The organism is Micromonospora sp. NPDC047467 (genome assembly GCF_040643095.1).
Classification (GTDB): Bacteria; Actinomycetota; Actinomycetes; order Mycobacteriales; family Micromonosporaceae; genus Micromonospora.
The window spans coordinates 331,499-349,903 of the sequence record NZ_JBEYTO010000002.1; the positions used below are offsets into that span (position 1 = coordinate 331,499).

19 protein-coding genes are annotated in these 18,405 nt (G+C 70.2%); 14 read left to right on the plus strand and 5 right to left on the minus strand.

Annotated elements, in window-relative coordinates:
• Positions 1–239 precede the first annotated feature (239 nt).
• The 3 genes from ABZ780_RS05770 to ABZ780_RS05780 are packed head-to-tail and all read left to right on the plus strand — an operon-like array spanning position 240 to position 3,468.
• Positions 240–818 (plus strand): winged helix-turn-helix domain-containing protein, encoded by a 579-nt coding sequence (locus ABZ780_RS05770; protein WP_357484555.1) that lies wholly within the window; start codon positions 240–242, stop codon positions 816–818.
• 41 nt (positions 819–859) lie between these two features.
• Positions 860–2,665 (plus strand): MFS transporter, encoded by a 1,806-nt coding sequence (locus ABZ780_RS05775; protein WP_357484557.1) that lies wholly within the window; start codon positions 860–862, stop codon positions 2,663–2,665.
• On the plus strand, positions 2,617–3,468 hold the full coding sequence (locus tag ABZ780_RS05780) for a menaquinone biosynthesis protein (protein ID WP_357003927.1): 852 nt from the start codon (positions 2,617–2,619) through the stop codon (positions 3,466–3,468). Before ABZ780_RS05775 ends, ABZ780_RS05780 begins: the two co-directional genes overlap by 49 nt.
• 39 nt (positions 3,469–3,507) lie before the next feature.
• Here ABZ780_RS05780 and ABZ780_RS05785 read toward each other — a convergent pair whose 3' ends face one another.
• Entirely contained in the window at positions 3,508–4,464 is a 957-nt protein-coding gene (locus tag ABZ780_RS05785; RefSeq protein WP_357484560.1) for a hypothetical protein, read from the minus strand.
• A complete protein-coding gene (locus ABZ780_RS05790; protein ID WP_357484563.1) occupies positions 4,464–5,450 on the minus strand; it encodes a hypothetical protein in 987 nt (328 codons plus the stop codon). The genes ABZ780_RS05785 and ABZ780_RS05790 overlap by 1 nt, the downstream gene beginning before the upstream one ends.
• Before the next feature lie 372 nt (positions 5,451–5,822).
• Here ABZ780_RS05790 and paaA point away from each other — a divergent pair, with 372 nt between their 5' ends.
• The 5 genes from paaA to paaE are packed head-to-tail and all read left to right on the plus strand — an operon-like array spanning position 5,823 to position 9,519.
• Positions 5,823–6,890, plus strand: a complete 1,068-nt coding sequence (paaA, locus tag ABZ780_RS05795; RefSeq protein WP_357003935.1) for a 1,2-phenylacetyl-CoA epoxidase subunit PaaA — start codon at positions 5,823–5,825, stop codon at positions 6,888–6,890.
• Positions 6,887–7,174, plus strand: coding sequence for a 1,2-phenylacetyl-CoA epoxidase subunit PaaB (gene paaB, locus ABZ780_RS05800; protein ID WP_139585175.1), 288 nt, complete (start codon positions 6,887–6,889; stop codon positions 7,172–7,174). Before paaA ends, paaB begins: the two co-directional genes overlap by 4 nt.
• Before the next feature lie 43 nt (positions 7,175–7,217).
• On the plus strand, positions 7,218–7,943 hold the full coding sequence (gene paaC, locus ABZ780_RS05805; RefSeq protein ID WP_357484566.1) for a 1,2-phenylacetyl-CoA epoxidase subunit PaaC: 726 nt from the start codon (positions 7,218–7,220) through the stop codon (positions 7,941–7,943).
• Entirely contained in the window at positions 7,937–8,413 is a 477-nt protein-coding gene (paaD, locus tag ABZ780_RS05810; protein ID WP_357003943.1) for a 1,2-phenylacetyl-CoA epoxidase subunit PaaD, read from the plus strand. Before paaC ends, paaD begins: the two co-directional genes overlap by 7 nt.
• Entirely contained in the window at positions 8,410–9,519 is a 1,110-nt protein-coding gene (paaE, locus tag ABZ780_RS05815) for a 1,2-phenylacetyl-CoA epoxidase subunit PaaE (RefSeq protein ID WP_357484569.1), read from the plus strand. The genes paaD and paaE overlap by 4 nt, the downstream gene beginning before the upstream one ends.
• Positions 9,520–9,541: 22 nt before the next feature.
• On the opposite strand, the gene ABZ780_RS05820 is transcribed toward paaE, so the two are convergent.
• The 3 genes from ABZ780_RS05820 to ABZ780_RS05830 form a co-directional block, all read right to left on the minus strand.
• Positions 9,542–9,952 (minus strand): hypothetical protein, encoded by a 411-nt coding sequence (locus ABZ780_RS05820; protein ID WP_357485310.1) that lies wholly within the window; start codon positions 9,950–9,952, stop codon positions 9,542–9,544.
• Positions 9,953–9,968: 16 nt separating this feature from the next.
• The gene (locus tag ABZ780_RS05825) at positions 9,969–10,616 is read right to left on the minus strand and encodes an RloB family protein (protein WP_357484572.1); all 648 of its coding nucleotides are present in this window, start codon (positions 10,614–10,616) and stop codon (positions 9,969–9,971) included.
• A gap of 114 nt (positions 10,617–10,730) precedes the next feature.
• Entirely contained in the window at positions 10,731–11,816 is a 1,086-nt protein-coding gene (locus tag ABZ780_RS05830; protein ID WP_357484575.1) for an ATP-binding protein, read from the minus strand.
• 481 nt (positions 11,817–12,297) lie between these two features.
• Between ABZ780_RS05830 and mqnC the strand changes: the two genes are divergently transcribed.
• The 6 genes from mqnC to ABZ780_RS05860 all read left to right on the plus strand — a co-directional run bounded on the left by mqnC (position 12,298) and on the right by ABZ780_RS05860 (position 18,396).
• Entirely contained in the window at positions 12,298–13,488 is a 1,191-nt protein-coding gene (mqnC, locus tag ABZ780_RS05835) for a cyclic dehypoxanthinyl futalosine synthase (RefSeq protein ID WP_357484578.1), read from the plus strand.
• 402 nt (positions 13,489–13,890) lie between these two features.
• Entirely contained in the window at positions 13,891–15,165 is a 1,275-nt protein-coding gene (locus ABZ780_RS05840) for an LPXTG cell wall anchor domain-containing protein (RefSeq protein WP_357484581.1), read from the plus strand.
• Between the two features lie 239 nt (positions 15,166–15,404).
• A complete protein-coding gene (locus ABZ780_RS05845) occupies positions 15,405–16,115 on the plus strand; it encodes a demethylmenaquinone methyltransferase (protein ID WP_357484584.1) in 711 nt (236 codons plus the stop codon).
• 84 nt (positions 16,116–16,199) lie between these two features.
• On the plus strand, positions 16,200–16,424 hold the full coding sequence (locus ABZ780_RS05850) for a hypothetical protein (protein ID WP_357003960.1): 225 nt from the start codon (positions 16,200–16,202) through the stop codon (positions 16,422–16,424).
• A gap of 139 nt (positions 16,425–16,563) precedes the next feature.
• A complete protein-coding gene (locus ABZ780_RS05855) occupies positions 16,564–17,841 on the plus strand; it encodes a geranylgeranyl reductase family protein (protein ID WP_357003962.1) in 1,278 nt (425 codons plus the stop codon).
• Positions 17,842–18,030: 189 nt separating this feature from the next.
• The gene (locus ABZ780_RS05860) at positions 18,031–18,396 is read left to right on the plus strand and encodes an NADH-quinone oxidoreductase subunit A (RefSeq protein WP_357003964.1); all 366 of its coding nucleotides are present in this window, start codon (positions 18,031–18,033) and stop codon (positions 18,394–18,396) included.
• The last annotated feature ends 9 nt before the right edge of the window (positions 18,397–18,405 follow it).

The following is an 18,405-nucleotide window of genomic DNA, read 5'->3' on the forward strand; positions in this document are numbered from 1 at the left end:
GCCGCACCCGCGCCGTCGCGCTGCCGGTCGCCGCCGCAGCCACGTCCTCCGCCGGCTGCAGCAGCGTCCTCCGCCGATCGCCGCACCGCCGGTCGCTGCCACTCCGCCGCCGACCAGCGCCGTCGCTTGCCGTCACTGTCGCTGGCCGCCGCCATTCAGCGCGGGTCGTGGACGCCGGACGTGTGCCGGCAGAGCGCGGGGTGATGGCGGGTCGGGTGGGCGGCCGGGATCATGGGGTCATGACCGACGCCCGTCCCGAGCCGCGCCGAATGATCAGTGACCCGCAGGTGATGCGGGCGCTGGCTCATCCGGCCCGCATCACGATCATCGAGTATCTGAGCAGCCGCGAGGGTGGCGGCACCGCCACCGAGTGCGCGGAGATCGTCGGGCTGTCGCCGAGTGCGACCAGTTACCACCTGCGGGCGCTGGCGAAGTTCGGGCTGGTGGAGCAGGCGCCGAGCCGGGGGGACGCCCGCGAGCGCGTGTGGCGTACGTCGAATGTCAGCTGGATGGTCGACGCGGGCCGCGAGGCCGGGCCCGAGGCGCGGGCTGCGGAGCAGGCGCTGGTGGAGGCGCACGCCGTCCGGGCCATGGAGCGGACCAGGGACTGGTTGCGGCGCGCCGGGGATGAGCCCGCCGAGTGGTACGACGTTGCGCTGTTCAACGACACGCTGGTCCTGCTGACGGCGGAGGAGTTGGCGGAGTTGAACGAGGCCGTCGTGGCGCTGCTCAGGCCGTACCACCCTCGTCGGCGATCCGACCCGCCGGAGGGCGCTCGTTCGGTGGCGGTGCAGTACCGGGTGGTGCCGCTGGCCTGAGGGGGTTGTGTCGATCAGTTGTGAAGGATTATTTTCGAAGCATGTCCTTCACAACTGTTGAGTCGCGCTGGACGGACGTCTGGTTGGCCGCCACCGCACGCGGGACCACGATCTGCGGCGACTTCCTCGCCGCCACCGCGCTCGCTCTGGCGCTGCAGGGAGCCGGCGCCGGTGGGCTCGCCGTCTCGGGGCTGCTGCTCGCGGCCACCCTGCCGCTGGTGGTGCTCGCCCCGCTCGCCGGCCGCGTCGCCGACCGGGTGGACAGCCGCACCCTGCTGGTGACCGTCGGGGTGGCTCAGGCCGCCATCTGCACGATGCTCGCCGTCACCAGCCACCCGGTCCTGGTCGTCGGTCTGGTCACGCTGCTCGCCTGCGGGCTCGCGGTGACCCAGCCCTGCCTGGCGGCGCTGCTCCCAGCGATGGTCCGCCCGGCTGACCTGCCCCGGGCGAGCGCGATCAGTCAGACCGCCGTCTCCCTCGGCGCGCTCGGCGGTCCGGTGCTGGCCGGGCTGCTGGTGGGGCAGTTCGGCACCCGCGTACCGCTGCTGGTCGACGCCGCGACCTACCTGGCGCTGGTGGTCGCCGGCCTCCTGCTGCGGACTCGTCGCGGCGGCCGCCCGACCACCGCCGCAGCACGGACCGCACCCGCCGTTGCCGCGTCGGCCGCGTCGGCCAAGCCCGCGCCGACCGCGCCGACCGCGCCGACCGCGCCGACCGCGCCGACCGCGCCGACCGCGCCGACCGCGCCGACCGCGCCGACCGCGCCGACTGCGCCGACCGCGCCGACCGCGCCGACCGCGCCGACCGCGCCGACCGCGCCGACCAGGACCGTGCTGGCCAGGAGTGCGTCGACCGCGTCGACCGCGCCGACCGCGCCGACCGCGCCGACCGCGCCGACCGCGCCGACCGCGTCGACCGCGTCGACCGCGCCGACCGCGCCGACCGCGTCGACCGCGTCGACCGGGGCCGTGCCGACCATGCCGGCCGGCGCCGCGCTGGCCGCGTCGGCCGGGTCCGTGCCGGCCGGGGCCGCGCCGGCCGTGGCCGTCGCCGGTGCGATGGCGTCCTTCGGTGGTACGGCCCAGGGCTGGCGGCTGCGCCGGGATCCGTTGATGCTCGTCATGGTGGTGAGCACTGCCGTGGTGATCGCGGCGGTCGGCGGCATCAACGTGATCGAGGTCTTCTTCATTCGGGAGACGCTGAACGGCTCTGCCACCACGTACGGCTTGGTCGGCGCAGCATGGATGGCCGGCATGCTGCCGGGCGGCTGGTACGCGGCGCGGCTCGCACGTCGGTTCCACGACGACGGTGCGCTGGTGCGCGGGGTGCTGGTCACGCTGGGTGGGTGCAGCCTGATGGTGCTGCTGGGGGCGACGGTGCCGGCGGCGGCTCTGCTGGTGCCGCTCTGGTTGGTGGCCGGCGCGGCCAACGGCGCGGAGAACGTGTTCGCCAACCTTCTTACCGCTCGTCGGGTGCCGGAGGCGATGCGTGCCCGCGCGTACGCCAGTTATGGCGCGGCGGTGCAGGGTGGCTCGATGGCGGGCTACCTGGTCGGTGGCGTGTTGCTCACGGGAGTTCCGCCCCGACCGTTGATCGCGGCGGCCGGCGCGGCTGGGTTGCTGGTGGTGCTGGCCTTCGTGCCGATCGTCGCCCGGGCGTTACGCGGGCCGGTGAGTGGCGATCCGGCCGTACCCGAGCGTGGCTCGCCCGGCGGACGAGAGCGCCAGCCGGGTGCGGGGTTGGCCACTTCGGGCCGGCCCGGCGAGCCGGAGCCAGAGGGCGGGGATACGGTCGGGTCATGGCTGAGCGCATCGCACGCCCGCGGGTCGGGCACATCCAGTTCCTGAACTGCCTGCCGATCTACTGGGGTCTGATGCGCTCCGGTGCCCTGCTCGACGTGGACCTGCACAAGGATTCGCCCGACCAGTTGAATGCCGCGCTGGTCGCCGGTGACCTGGACATCGGGCCGATTTCGCTGGTGGAGTACCTGCGGCACGCCGACGAGTTGCTGCTCCTGCCGGATCTGGCCGTGGGCAGCGACGGTCCGGTGCTCTCGGTCAACGTGGTCTCCACCCGACCTCTCGCCGAGCTGGATGGCACCCGGGTGGCGCTCGGCTCGACCTCGCGGACCGGGGTGATGCTGGCCCAGTTGCTGCTCGCCGAGCGTTACCACGTACGCCCCGACTACTTCCGCTGCCCACCGGACCTGACCCAGATGCTGCTGGAGGCCGACGCCGGGGTGCTGATCGGCGACGTGGCGCTGCGGGCGCTCCATGAGGCGCCGCAGCGGGGTCTCATGGTCACCGACCTTGGGCAGGCGTGGCGGGAGTGGAGCGGGTTGCCGATGGTCTTCGCCGTCTGGGCGGTTCGTCGCGACTTCGCCGCTGCCCACCCGGGCCTGGTCAAGGAGGTGCACGAGGCGTTCCTGCGCTCCCGGGACCTCTGCCTCGCCGAGTTGGACCAGGTCGCCGAGGCGGCGGCGCGGTGGGAGACGTTCGACGCCGCGACGCTTGCCACGTACTTCCGGACCCTGGACTTCTCGCTCGGTGACCGGCAGGTCGCCGGGCTGCGGGAGTTCGCCCGCCGCGCCGCCGCGATCGGTGAGGTGCCGGCGCTGCCGGACGGTGGCCCGGAGTTCTTCGCCGGCTGAGCCGCCGGGCCACCGCGCCGCAGGGCGCGGGAGGGTGGGTCAGGTGGCGGGGCGGAGCAGCGCCTCGGTGATTTTCTCGCAGTTCTTCATGCCGTAGTCGTAGCCCATGTCGATCGGGTACTTGACCATCACGCCCATCGTCCAGGTGTCGCCGATGGCCAGGCAGTTGATGTGCATCTCCTGCTCCTGGGTGCGGTCGATCCACCCGTTCTTGATGGCGATCTGCTTCTGCTCGGCGGCCGGGAAGGCCTTGCGAATGCCGAAGTCTCCCGCGCCGCGGACCAGCTCCATCTCGTTGAGCAGCCACTTGGTCCACTTCGGCCCGGCGGCGGTGCCGGTGGCGATGCAGTTGCCCAGCCGGGCGGTGTCGCGGGGGGAGAGTGCCGTCCGGCTCCAGCCCTTGTCGGGGGCGACGCTGCTGTCGGTGAGTTTGCACATGGAGATCAGCCGCCGGATCGAGGCGTCTCGGCCGACTGAGTTGTAGAACTGCTCGGCGCGGGTGTTGTCGCTGTCCCGGATGATCTTGGTGGCGTCGTCCAGCTTCGCGTCGCTCGGCGAATCGCCGTCTTCGGCCGTGCGGCGCAGGTAGTCGGCGACGATCCACGACTTGATCATCGAGGCGGTGGTGCTGGTCTCGTCCATGTTCTTCGAGCCGATGATCTTCCCGGTGCGGCGGTCGAGCACGCTCCAGGCGTACCAGCCCTCGATGTCCAGGTTGAGGTCCTTGGCCGCGAACGGCAGCGGCTCCAGCGACGGGCTGGGGCTCGGCGACGGCGAAGCCGGCTGGCGGGCGCTGCGGTTGGTGGCCGCGCCGGTGGACCGGCTGGCAGCGTCGGAATCACCCCACTTGGCGGCGGCGGCGGACTCGAATGGCGACCCGGGCAGCAGTCGCAGCGACACCAGCACCAGCCCGGTCAGGATGACCGCGATGGCGATCAGCCGCAGCGGGGCCGCGTCGCCGCCGCCGCGTCGGTCAGCCCGACGGTTGCCGGCCATCAGAGCGCGTCCGGTTGTTGCGGCACCTTCAGCGCGGCGCCCGGCTGCGGGGTGACGAGTTGGGTGGCCACGCTGGCACAGACCTGCGCGCCGTAGTCCAGGGGGAGCTTGGCGTAGTTGTAGCGCAGCATCACCGCGAGGCTCCACTTGTCGTTGACCGCGAGGCAGGTGACGTGCCAGTTGCCGTCGTAGTTGAGCGGGGTCCAACCGTTCTTCATGCTGACCGGGCCCTGCGCGGTGATTGACTTCGGCAGACCGTCGATGATCCCCCAGCGCCCACCACCCGAATCGGACTTCTGGTCCTTGTCCGCGGTGGTGCCGCGAACCTTGCTCATCTCGTTGAGCACCCACTTGGTCCATTTCGGGCCGGCGGCCTTACCGCTGGCGATGCAGTCGCCGAGCCGGACCGCGTCGCGGGGAGACATCCTGGTGAAACTCCAGTAGCCCTCGTACTTCGGCACATTGCCCCGCTTGGTGTCGGTCAGCCCGCAGATCGTGATCGCCCGCTGGATGACCGGGCTGGGCTGCCCGTTCGGCAGTGGCTTGTAGGAGCCACCGGCAGCGGCGTAGACCTTGTTGGCGGCCCCGTCGTTGCTGTCCCGGATGGCAGTGACGGCCATCTTCTTGAGGGCCTCGCTCGGCTCCTTGTCACCGAGCTGCCGCAGATAGTCCGAGACGATCCACGCCTTGATCATCGACTCGGTGGAGCTGGTCGCGGTCATGTTCGGTGACCCGGAGATCTTGCCGGTCTCCCGATCCATCAGCGCCCACGAGAAGAATTGGCCCTTGAAGGCCACCGACACCGGGCCAGCGGCCAGTGTGGGTGGTGGCGGCGGGGTGGGCGAGGGCGCGGCGACGCTCGCGGCGCCGCCTCCGCCTCCGCTGCTGCCGCCGTCGGAGAGTCGGGCGTACGCGGCGGGGACCAGCAGGACGCCACCGAGAAGGACCGCCACGACGGCGAACACCATGGTCACGCGAGATCGCATGATTTGGGTGAGCTCCAGATGTCAGGGCCGGGGGGACCGGCTTGTTGTCCGGGGCGATCGGTGCGTTCGCCGAGCCACGGGGGAGGTGGCCTCTGTGGAACCGACGATTGGCGACAGCCGATCGGTTGACCGGCAGAAGTCTACGTCCGGACCGGCCGGGCGGCAGGGTCCGACACCTGGCAACACGCCGTATCGGTGGGAAATCAGGCTTATATGTGTCTTGTGTGAGGTTTCACGTTGAGGCAGTGATCTAAGTCATAGGCGAGTCGGTAGCGATGCGTGGCTAAAAAGTGCCGATCCGTGACGGAAGGTGACTCGGGTTTCCTGTTACACCCCCTAGTGCATCAAGGCGCAAGCTGTAACACTTGCCTCATGTATGGCAGCGACTTCTCCGGATCGGACGACGCGCCCGGCGCTGGCCTGCTCGGCGAGGTCGAAGCGGCCGAGGCCGAGTTGCGTGCGGCCGCCGCGCGTCAGCGCCGGGGCGGACCAGCGCCCGACGAGGACCTGGCGGCGTACTTCGCCGAGGTGGTCGACGCGGAGCAGAAGATCGAGCCGCGCGACTGGATGCCCGACGCGTACCGCCGGACGCTGATCCGACAGATCGCCCAGCACGCCCATTCCGAGATCATCGGCATGCAGCCGGAGGGCAACTGGATCAGCCGGGCGCCGTCGCTCAAGCGCAAGGCGATCCTGTTGGCCAAGGTGCAGGACGAGGCGGGCCACGGGCTCTACCTCTACGCCGCCGCCGAGACCCTCGGCATCAGCCGTGACGAGCTGGTCCAGCTGCTGCTCGACGGCAGGCAGAAGTACAGCTCGATCTTCAACTACCCCACCCTGACCTGGGCCGACGTGGGCGCGATCGGCTGGCTGGTGGACGGCGCGGCGATCGTCAACCAGGTGCCGCTGTGCCGCTGCTCCTACGGCCCGTACGCGCGGGCGATGATCCGCGTCTGCAAGGAGGAGTCGTTCCACCAGCGCCAGGGCTACGAGATCCTGCACACCCTCGCGCACGGCACCCCGGGGCAGCAGGCGATGGCCCAGGACGCAGTAGACCGCTGGTGGTACCCGTCACTGGCGATGTTCGGCCCGCCGGACGGCGACTCCACCCACTCCACCCGGTCGATGGCCTGGAAGATCAAGCGCTTCTCGAACGACGATCTGCGTCAGCGCTTCGTCGACATGTGCGTCCAGCAGGCCGAGATCCTCGGGCTGCGCATCCCCGATGACGACCTGCGCTGGAACGAGGAGCGGCAGGCGTACGACTACACCCAGCCGGACTACGACGAGCTGATGCGGGTGATCTCCGGCGACGGGCCGTGCAACCGGGAACGGATGGCGCACCGCCGGGCCGCACACGCCGACGGCGCATGGGTACGCGAGGCCGCCGCGGCGTACGCCGCCAAGCGGGCGGAGAACAGGGAGAAGGTAGCCGCGTGAGCACCGAACACTCGCCGCTGTGGGAGGTCTTCGTGCGGGCGCGGCGCGGGCTTTCGCACACCCACGTCGGCAGCCTGCACGCCCCCGACGCCGAGCTGGCCCTGCGCAACGCCCGGGACCTCTACACCCGCCGGCAGGAGGGCGTGTCGATCTGGGTGGTGCCGGCCGGCGCGATCACCGCGTCGAGCCCGGACGAGAAGGACGCCTTCTTCGACCCGGCCGCCGACAAGGTCTACCGCCACCCCACCTTCTACGAGGTGCCGGACGGGGTGGCTCACCTGTGAGCGAGCGGAGCGAGCGAACCAGCCGGCTCAGCGGGGTGGCGGCGTGAACGGGCCGTACGACTTCACCCTCGCCCTCGGCGACGACGCGTTGATCGCGGCGCAGCGGCTGGCCGAGTGGACCACCCGTGCGCCGGAGATGGAGGAGGACATCGCGCTGGCCAACATCGCCCTCGACCAGCTCGGCGCGGCCCGCCTGCTGCTGTCGTACGCGGGTGAGCTGGAGGGCGCAGGCCGCGACGAGGACACGTTGGCGTACCTGCGCGACGACCGCGAGTTCCGCAACGTGCTCCTGGTCGAGCTGCCCAACGGCGACTTCGCGGTGACCATGGCGAAGCTGTTCTTCCTGGCGGCGTACCAGCTGCCGCTCTACACGGCGCTCGCCGGATGCGCGGACGAGCGGCTGGCCGCGATCGGCGCGAAGGCGCGCAAGGAGTCGGCGTACCACCTGGACCACGGCGCGCTGTGGGTGAAGCGGCTCGGCGACGGCACCGAGGAGTCGCACCGTCGGATGCAGGCCGCCGTCGACCAGGTGTGGCCGTACACCCATGAACTGTTCGCCGTAGACCCGGCGGCGCCGGTCGACCCGGCCACCCTGCGACCGGCGTTCGACGACACCGTTGGCCCGGTGTTGGCCGAGGCGACGCTCACCCGGCCGGAGGACGGCTGGGCCCCGGGCGGCGGGCGGGCCGGCGTGCACACCGAGCACCTGTCCTACCTGCTCGCCGAGATGCAGGTGCTGCACCGCGCCCACCCTGGAGCGCAGTGGTGAATCCCAGGGAGGCGGCCGCGTCGGTGGTGGACCCGGAGATCCGGGTGATCACCATCGACGAGCTGGGCATCCTGCGCGCGGTCGACGAGGATCCGGCCAGCGGCCGGGTCACCGTCACCATCACGCCGACCTACACCGGCTGCCCGGCCATGGACGTGATCCGGGCCGACATTCGGCGTGCGCTCGCCGGTGCCGGTCACCCGGACGTCGAGGTCCGCACGGTCTACAGCCCGCCGTGGAGCACCGACTGGATCTCCGACGGTGGGCGGGTCAAGCTCGCCGCCGCGGGGATCGCCCCGCCTGCGCCGGTGCCCGCCCCCGGCGTGGTGTCGTTGACCCTCGCGGTCCGCTGCCCGCAGTGCGGCTCGCCGGAGACCGAGCAGGTCAGCCGGTTCGGCTCCACCGCGTGCAAGGCGTTGTGGCGGTGCCGCTCCTGCTCCGAACCCTTCGACCACCTGAAGGCACTGTGACAGTCACCATCTCCCGGCCGGTCCGCCGTCGGCCGGTCTTCCACCCGCTGCCGGTCTCCGCCGTCGACCGGCTCACCGACGATTCGGTGGCGGTCACGTTCGCCGTACCGGAGGAGTTGCGGGACACTTTCGCGTTCCGCGCGGGCCAGCACCTCACCGTGCGCCGGGTGACCGACGACGGCACGGACGTGCGCCGGTCGTACTCCATCTGCTCCACCCCCGACGACCTGGCCCGGCACGGCCGGTTGCGGATCGGGGTGCGGGAGATCCCCGGCGGTGCGTTCTCGGCGTTCGCGTGCGGTGCGCTGCGCGGTGGCGACACGGTCGAGGTGCTGCCGCCGCTGGGCACCTTCACCACGGCGTTCGCGCCGGACCGGGTGCGGCACTACGGCGCGGTCGTCGCCGGCTCCGGCATCACCCCGGTGCTCGGGCTGGTCGCGACGGCTCTGGCCGCCGAGCCGGCCAGCACCTTCACCCTGGTGTACGGCAACCGCACGGCGAACACCGTGATGTTCGCCGAGGAGTTGGCCGACCTGAAGGACCGCTATCCCACCCGGCTGCACCTGGTGCACGTGCTGTCCCGGGAGCAGGGCGAGTCGCCGCTGCTCTCCGGGCGGATCGACGCCGAGCGGCTGGGCCGTCTGCTGGACACCATCGTGCCGGGTGACGTCATCGAGGAGTGGTTCCTCTGCGGCCCGTACGCCATGGTGGTCGACGCCCGGGACGTGTTGACCGGTCGAGGGCTGCCCGAGTCGGCCGTGCACACCGAGCTGTTCCACGTCGACGCGCCGCCGGAGCCGGTCCGCCGTCCCGTCGATCAGGCCGGCGCCGGAGCCGAGGTGACGATCGTGCTGGACGGTCGGTCGTCCAGTTTCACGATGGGTCGCGAGGAGCGGGTGCTGGACGCCGCGCTGAAGGTGCGCGGCGAGCTGCCGTACGCCTGCAAGGGTGGCGTCTGCTCGACCTGCAAGGCGAAGGTCGTGGACGGTGCGGTCACGATGGCCCGTAACTACGCGCTGGAGCCGGACGAGCTGGCGGCGGGCTACGTGCTGACCTGCCAGTCCAGCCCGACCACCGACAAGCTCACGGTCGACTACGACGCGTGACGCTTGGCCACGAGTGGCAGGCTCACCGTTGCCGCAGCTCCTCGCGAAGTTCGTGAAGTGACCGGCCGGTCGCGGCGTGTGTCCACTGACCCCAGCCGTTGATGTCGTGGCCTACGCACGCTTTGAGGGCGGGGGATGGCTTCGCGTAGGTGGACCCGTCGGGTAGCCGGATGCTGCCGTCTTCAGTCACCACCGCTCGGTGGGTCAGACCCTTGCGTGTCTGGACGTGGACGAGATCGTCGCCCGGTGCCAGAAGCTTGGCGTCGATCAGACTGCTGAGATCCCCGCCGCCCAGCCGCTGACTCTTCGCGGTGCCGGGGCTACTGTCGATTCTCAGCAGCCGGCGAAGTACGTCGTTTTCCCGATCGACGAAGGGTCGTGCGTGTCGCTGGAGCAGTTCGTACACCTGATCGTCTACTTGGATTTCGTGCATCGGCACGGCTTGCTCCTCAGGCATGGGGTCGTTGGGGGTGCCGCGCGGCGGCTGATTCGAGCTCGGTCACCAAGTCCGGCACGGAGGTCCATGGGTTGCGGGCAGGGACCGGTTGCCCCGCGTGCGACCGATCCAGCCGGGCTGCCCGCCGGTGCGCCTCGGCTCGGCCCGGTTGCAGGGCCTCGAAGTTCAGCAGTTTGCCTCTCCGGCGGTAACCGCATGGGTGTTTTTCGAGCAGACGGCCAGCTTCCTCTGTCGTCAGGTAGGCAGACACGTCCTGGTAATGCAAGAGAAGGTAGAGCTCGAAGCAGGGATTAGAGACGACGCAGATGATGCCGTGCCGGGCGGCTAGCCTGAGCGCGGCGTCGAGCCGGGCATGGGTGTGCGTAGGGGGAGCCTCGACGTCGATGACACAAAACACCCGGTCGTAATCGTTGCCACTTGCGGTGGCCCTCTCAACTTCGGCGATGGCCTTCTCGACGACGCCGTACGGCTCGCCCTGGCCGGAAGTGACCACGATCCGCACGTTGCTGGCCCGTAGTTCGCGGCGCAGACCCTTGAAGTACAGGGTCTCGGTGTTTTTGCCTTCGGAGCAGATCAGGTAGGTCTGCCGCTCCTGTCGGCTTCCGGGCTGACGCCGCAGCGGCTTGCTGGCCCGAGCCATCAACGTGCTGCCGGGGTGTCGGGCAGATCGACAAGGAGCATGGGAGAACCCTAGCCACTGAGCCACTAAACTTCAATGGCTGGTTTTTAGGGGTTTGGAGTTTTACCCGGTTGCTCAGGCCGCGCGATTCGGTGAGACGAGGCGGTCGAGCACCTCGTGGTCCAGGAAGGGCACCGCACCGTAGCGGCCCTTCAGATATCGACCCTCGACGTCATCGAGGCCACCACGCACCCGAAAGTCGGTCAGGGGGTAGAGCCGGGTCGCGCCGACGCTGTCCTTCTCGGTGAGCCAGACCTGATCCCGGCTGAGCCGGATGTCCCGATGGCGGCCGAGGAGGCCGACATCGTGGCTGTTGAAGATGAGCTGTGCGCCGTGTGGGTTGGTGTCTGGCTGATGGAAGAGGCGAATCAGTTCGGTCGTGAGGAGCGGATGCAGATCGCTGCCCAAATCGTCGACTGCCAGCAACCCGCCGGCATCGAGGGCCCGCACGGCCAGTTGGAGCAGATCGAACCAACTGCGTGTGCCGGCAGACTCCCACTGCCAGGGCAGAGCGGCCTCCCCGTTCTCGGTGCCGGCCGAGTGGAGGAACTCGATCTGTGGCTCTGCCGGCGCGCGGCCCGGATCCGGCTCCCGTTGAACGACCGCCGCGCCGACGATGCCTAGGTCCGCGAAGCGAAGAAGCGCGAGCATCCGCTGGTCCGGCAAGACGTGCGGAGGGCGGCGAGCAGCTGATCCGTCGCCTGGCGAGATCATCTGGCGTGGGCTGAACCAGCGATAGATCCGGCCCAACTGTGGGTGATTGAGCGCGGCTGCGGCGGAGAGAAAGAGGCTGTTCGGGCGTACCGTCTCCGCGATCAGCTCACGGGGGCCGATCAGATGGTTCCCGAAGTGCAGCGAGCCGCCGTCGCGTTCAAGGTAGATCTGCCGCCGCCCCTTGGGAAACGCGTACAGCCACTCCTGCCGGATCACCTCATCGTCCAACGAGAAGCCGAACTCGTACCGGACGTCCTCGACGACGAAGTCGAACACGAACTCGCTCGGTTGCTCACTGCTGTCGATGTCGAGCTGGAACGGCCACCGGCCCGGGATCGGTTCCTCCGGCAGCCACCGCTGATGGGAGAGTCGAACCGCGTCACGGGCAAAGCCGAGGGCCTTGATGATGTTGGACTTGCCGGAGGCGTTCGGGCCGAAGATGCCCACTACGGGCAGCACGCCCAGCTTGTCCCGTGGCACTGGTCGGATGGCGAGATCTGGGTGCTCGTCGCTGGCGATGAGACTCAGCTCGGCCTCGTCGCGCAGTGAGGCGAAGTTGGTCGCCCGGAAGCGCAGCAGCATCCTGTAGCTCACTCCAATCCGCAAACACCTGCAATGATACCCCTTCTCGGGTCCTCAGACGTCAAAGACTGACGATCTGGGCTGGCTGATGAGGGATCTGTACCTGTCTTGTGAGACTCGCCGTGCCGGCTGGTCGCTGGTCCTTCGACCGCGTGTCCCGGGCCGCCTTCCTCGTCTGCGTGCCGGCGCGGTCGGCGTCGTGACAGCCGTCGGATCCTCGTGATCGGCGTGCATCGGTGGGTGGGGCAACGCAGCGCGAGGGCGGACACTAGGTTCGGCGTCCTGACACGTCACCGGTGACGGAGGGGCGTGCCGGCCGCCGGAGGGCCGACGTAGGCTCGGGGGCGTGACGGTGAGCCGGGAGATCGACGACATCCTGCAGCGTGGCGCGGACGGCGGGCGGATCACGCCCGAGGAGGCCCTGCTGCTCTACACCGAGGCGCCCTTCCACGCGCTGGGCGAGGCGGCGGACGCGGTGCGCCGGCGGCGCTACCCGGACAACGTCGTCACCTACCTGATCGACCGCAACATCAACTACACGAACGTCTGCGTGACGGCGTGCAAGTTCTGTGCGTTCTACCGGGCGCCGAAGCACTCCGAGGGGTGGACCCACCCGACCGAGGAAATCCTGCGTCGCTGCGCCGAGGCGGTCGAGCTGGGCGCGACCCAGGTGATGCTCCAGGGCGGGCACCACCCGGACTACGGCGTCGAGTACTACGAGGAGCTGTTCTCCTCGGTCAAGCAGGCGTACCCGCAGCTGGCCATTCACTCGATCGGCCCCAGCGAGATCCTGCACATGGCCAAGGTGTCCGGGGTGAGCCTGGACGGGGCCATCGCCCGGATCAAGGCCGCCGGCCTGGACTCCATCGCCGGTGCCGGCGCGGAGATGCTGCCCGAGCGCCCGCGCAGGGCCATCGCGCCGCTCAAGGAGTCGGGCGAGCGCTGGCTGGAGGTCATGGAGCTGGCCCACCGCCAGGGCGTCGAGTCGACCGCCACCATGATGATGGGCACCGGCGAGACGCACGCCGAGCGGATCGAGCACCTCCGCATGATCCGCGACGTGCAGGACCGCACCCGTGGCTTCCGGTCGTTCATCCCGTGGACGTACCAGCCGGAGAACAACCACCTCAAGGGCCGCACGCAGGCGACCACGCTGGAGTACCTGCGTCTGGTCGCGGTGGCCCGCCTCTTCTTCGAGACCGTGCCGCACCTGCAGGCGTCCTGGCTGACCACCGGCAAGGACGTCGGGCAGCTCGCCCTGCACATGGGCGTGGACGACCTCGGCTCGATCATGCTGGAGGAGAACGTCATCTCCTCGGCCGGCGCCCGGCACCGCTCCAACCTGCACGAGCTGATCGGCATGATCCGCTCTGCCGACCGGATCCCGGCGCAGCGGGACACCCTCTACAACCGGCTGGCGGTGCACCACACGCCGGCCGACGACCCGACCGACGAGCGGGTGGTTTCGCACTTCTCGTCGATCGCGCTGCCCGGCGGCGGTGCCGGCCGGTCGCTCCCGCTGGTCGAGGTCAACTGAGGGCTTGTCGTGGCCCGGCCGTTCGGCTGACCGGGGGTCGTGCACCCGCGCGGCCGGTTCGGCGGTACGGGTTGTCCCTGTCGTCGCAGCGCCAGGCTGCCCGCTGCGGGGCTGGTGGAGATGATCGTGGGCGGCTACCGTCCGGGCTCATATCCGTCTCACCATCCACCGTTTCACGCGGTCGGATGGGTGCTGTTCCGGGATGGTCCTCCATCGACCCGTGAGGGGTCGTTCATATAACGCACGGCGGTACGGGCGGGATGGGTGACCATTCCGCCCGTACCGTTTGTCCGGTCCGGTCCGGACGGTTGAAAACCGTCTCCCACGGTGGCGCGGGAGATCGACCTTCGATAACGTCCGCTCGTTCCACACATTTTCTCTTCCCTATCCCCCGGGGGACCGATGACAGCGTTCCACCGCTCGACCCTGGCTCGCGCCGGCGTCGTGGCCCTGCTCGCGGCCGGTGGCCTGGCCACCGTCGCCGCCCCGGCGCAGGCCGCAGCCGAGGCCGACCTGGCGCTCCAGCCGTTGAGCTACCAACTGGCACAGGGCGTCACGGAGGCCAAGGCCAAGCCGTTCAAGTTCCAGGTCGACAACACCCGGAGCACGGTCGACGCCAAGGACGTCCGGGTCACCGTGGAGACCAAGGGCCTCAACCGCAAGGTCGGGTTCCTCGTCCCGGTCGGGTGTGACGTCACCGGCACGACCTTCAGCTGCCTGCTCGGCGATCTGGCCGCCGGCACCACCGAGGACTTCGGCATCCCGCTCTTCTCCACCGGTGGTCGTGGTGACGCCGGAAAGCTGGTGGTCACCATCAGCTCGGCCACCACCGACCCCGACCTCGACGACAACACCGTCGAGCACGAGATCACCGTCACCGAGCCCGGCTACGACCTGACCGCCTGGGTGCAGGACGTCTACGCCAACGTGACGGTGGACGGGGACGAGGCGGGCGAGCCCAACCTCCGGCCCCTGAAGCCCGGCGAGACCGCACCGCTGGATTGGGCGATCTACAACGACGGCAGTCGCAAGGCGACAGGCGTGGCGTACGGGATCACCCTGCCGGCCGGCGTCACCTTCGCCGAGTTGCCGGAGGGCTGCGTCGAGCAGCCGCTGGGTGGCTTCGCGAACGCGTACTGCGAGGACAGCGGCGTGGTGCTGAAGCCGGGGCAGTTCTACACCGCCGGTGTCCGGGTGAAGGTCGGCGCGGACGTGACCGAGTCGGTGCTCCGGCCCGGCTTCCTGTGGGCCTTCGGTCTGGACGCCGCCGCGGGCAGCCCCGAGGAGCAGCCGAAGGTGGCCACCGGCGCGCAGCGTCGGGCGTTCACCGAGGCCGACGAGGTGGACAACAGCGCGCAGTTCGACGTCTTCGTCGACCTGACCGTGCAGCCCACCCCGACTCCGACCCCGACGGCGACGCCCACGGCGGACCCGACGGCCACCCCGACCCCGGGCGGCACGACGTCGCCGGACGCGACCACGTCCCCCGGCGTGACCACGTCGCCGGCCGCCGGTGGCGGTTCCGGTGGTGGCGGTCTCCCGGTGACCGGTGTGCAGGTCGGCCTGATCGGCGGCATCGGCGGCATCATCCTGCTCGTGGGCGGAGCGCTGCTGGTGCTCTCCCGTCGGCGCAAGGTCGTCCTGGTCGCCCCGGGCGACGAGAAGTCGACCGACTGACCGAGGCGTAACGCGAGGGCGGGGTGGGCGACCACCCCGCCCTTTCGCGTGCCAGGGCACAGCCGCGCGCCGCGCCGCTGGCCGTGCCGCGTCGCCGGCTGCGCCGCCTGTGTCCCGCGCGCCGGCCGTGCCGTGCGTGTGCCTGTTCGTCGCGCGACGCCCGCGCGGACGCTCCCAGGTGGCCGGGGGTACGCGGACCCAGCGGTCGTTGGGCGGACGGCGGCTGGCAGAGTGGAGGGGTGAGCCGTACCCCGCAGGGCCAGCGAGCCAGCCTGGACAAGCAGCCGCACGAGGTCGCCGCGATGTTCGACGGCGTGGCGGAGCGTTACGACCTGACCAACACGGTGCTCTCCTTCGGTCAGGACCGGTCCTGGCGTCGGGCCACCCGCGCCGCGCTCGGCCTGCGGCCGGGTGAGCGGGTGCTGGACGTGGGCGCGGGCACCGGAGTCTCGACCCGTGAGCTGGCCCAGTCCGGGGCGTACGCGGTCGGCGCCGACCTGTCGCTGGGCATGTTGTACGCGGGCAAGCGGGCTCGGCCCGAGGTGCCGCTGCTGGCGGGGGACGCACTGCGGCTGCCGTTCGCCGACGCCAGCTTCGACGCGGTGACCATCTCGTTCGCGCTACGCAACGTCAACGACACCGACGCGGCCCTGCGCGAGCTGGCCCGGGTCACCCGGCCGGGCGGACGGCTGGTGGTCTGCGAGTTCAGCACCCCGGTCAACCCGGCTTTCCGGACGGTCTACCTGTCGTACCTGATGCGGTCCCTGCCGGCGGTGGCCCGCAGCGTGTCCAGCAACCCGGAGGCGTACGTCTACCTGGCCGAGTCGATCCGGGCATGGCCGGATCAGGCCGCGTTGGCCGGACGGGTCGGTGCGGCCGGGTGGGGCCGCGTGGCGTGGCGCAACCTGACCGGCGGCGTGGTCGCCCTGCACCGGGGGATCCGCGAGTAGTCGCGGACGACGACCCGATCTGGACATAATTCGGGTTTCGCCAATACCGGCATTTAGTCCACTTTGCCCGGTACGCTCGTCGGCATGACCGGAGCAGACCCGGCGGACCCGGTGGCCGCCACCGACGACGACGCGGCCGAACTCATCGCGCAACTGCGTGCGCTGGCCGGTGCCGACCCCGCGGACGTCCGGCAGGTGGTCGCCGAGGTGCTGGCCGCGCTGGACCGGGCGGCCGGGGGTGCGTTACGTGAGCATCTGCCGGAATCCATCCGGGTCGACGCTGGCCTCGACGCGCCCAGTCGGGCCTGACAGCTGCCCACTGTGGACGGTCACCGGCTGTAACACCAGCGAGTTAGGTACCCCTGGCGCTGCGCAGGTATGACACCGGTCATACACTCGTCCCGTCTGGCTTGTGAAGCATTTCACGAGCGTGCGGGAGGAGGCGCGAATGACCGCGGTGGAACACGACGCCGACGTCATCGTCGTGGGCGCCGGTCCCGGTGGATCAGCGACTGCGTACCACCTGGCCCGGCACGGCGCACGGGTGTTGGTGTTGGAGAAGACCGAGTTCCCTCGGGAGAAGGTCTGCGGCGACGGGCTGACCCCGCGCGCGGTGCGGCAGCTCATCCGGATGGGCGTGGACACGTCGCCCGAGGCCGGCTGGCTGCACAACCGGGGCCTGCGGGTGATCGGCGGCGGCGTACGCCTCGAACTGGACTGGCCCGACCTGGCCAGCTTCCCCAACTACGGCCTGGTGCGTACGAGGCTCGACTTCGACGACCTGCTCGCCCAGCGGGCGGTGGCCGCCGGCGCCGAACTGCGCACCAACGTCAACGTGCTGGGCCCGGTGCTCGACGACGACGGCCGGGTGACCGGCGTCGAGGCGGAGGTGGGGCCGGGCAAGGAGCCCGCCACCTTCCGCGCTCCGCTGGTCGTGGCGGCCGACGGGGTCTCCGGTCGGTTCCCGCTCGCGCTCGGGCTGGCCAAGCGGGAGGACCGGCCGATCGGCGTGGCCGTCCGCCGCTACTACCGCTCACCGGTCAAGCACGACGACAACTACCTGGAGTCGTGGCTGGAGCTGCGCAGCAAGGACAGCGGCGACAACCTGCTGCCCGGGTACGGCTGGATCTTCGGCCTCGGTGACGGCCGCGTCAACGTCGGCCTCGGCGTGCTCAACTCGTCCTCCGCGTTCGGCAAGACCAACTACCGCAGGCTGCTCACCGACTGGCTCGCCAACACCCCCGAGGACTGGGGGATGACCGACGAGGCCAACGCCGAGGGCCCGATCCTCGGCGCGGCGCTGCCGATGGGCTTCAACCGGGTGCCCCACTACACGCGCGGCGTGCTGCTGGTCGGCGACTCCGGCGGCATGGTCAACCCGTTCAACGGCGAGGGCATCGCGTACGCCATGGAGTCCGGCGAGTTGGCCGCGGAGGTTGTGGCCCAGGCCCTCGCCCGGCCGGCCGGCCCGGAGCGGGAGCGGGCGCTGATGGCGTACCCGAACGAGCTGAAGGCCCGGCTCGGTGGCTACTACCGCCTCGGCGGCATCTTCGTGAAGCTGATTGGCCGTCCGGAGATCATGCGGATCGCCACCAAGCACGGAATGCCGCACCCGACGCTGATGCGATTCGTGCTCAAACTGTTGGCCAACCTGACCGATCCCCGTGGCGGGGACGCGATGGACCGGGTCATCAACGCGATGACGAAGGCGGCTCCGGCCGTGTAATGCGATCGATGACTGCGGCTCCCCGCCATCGCCGACGCTGGCGGGGGACCGGCTGGACAAACCGTATCGGTGCTGGTCACAGCCCTGAGCGGGATGGAGATCGACCCCCGGCGGCAGCCACCGCGAGGGACGTGAATAGTGTGATTTTCGTCAAGCACTGAGGGCAGGGAAGGACGAGCAGGAGAAAAGATGTCGCTCTCGCCTTATGCACCGATCATCGGGCTCTTCGCCCTCGCCGCGGCGTTCGCGCTGTTCTCCGTTGGCGCCGCCCGTCTCACCGGTCCCCGTCGATACAACAAGGCCAAACTCGAGGCTTACGAGTGCGGCATCGAGCCGAGCCCCCAGCCGATCGGCGGTGGTCGGTTCCCGATCAAGTTCTACCTGACGGCGATGCTCTTCATCGTCTTCGACATCGAGATCATCTTCCTCTACCCCTGGGCGGTCTCGTTCGACGCTCTGCCGATCTTCGGCTTTGTGGAGATGGTCCTGTTCATCGTCGCGGTCTTCGTCGCGTACGCCTACGTGTGGCGGCGCGGCGGCCTGGACTGGGACTGAGGAAGGAAC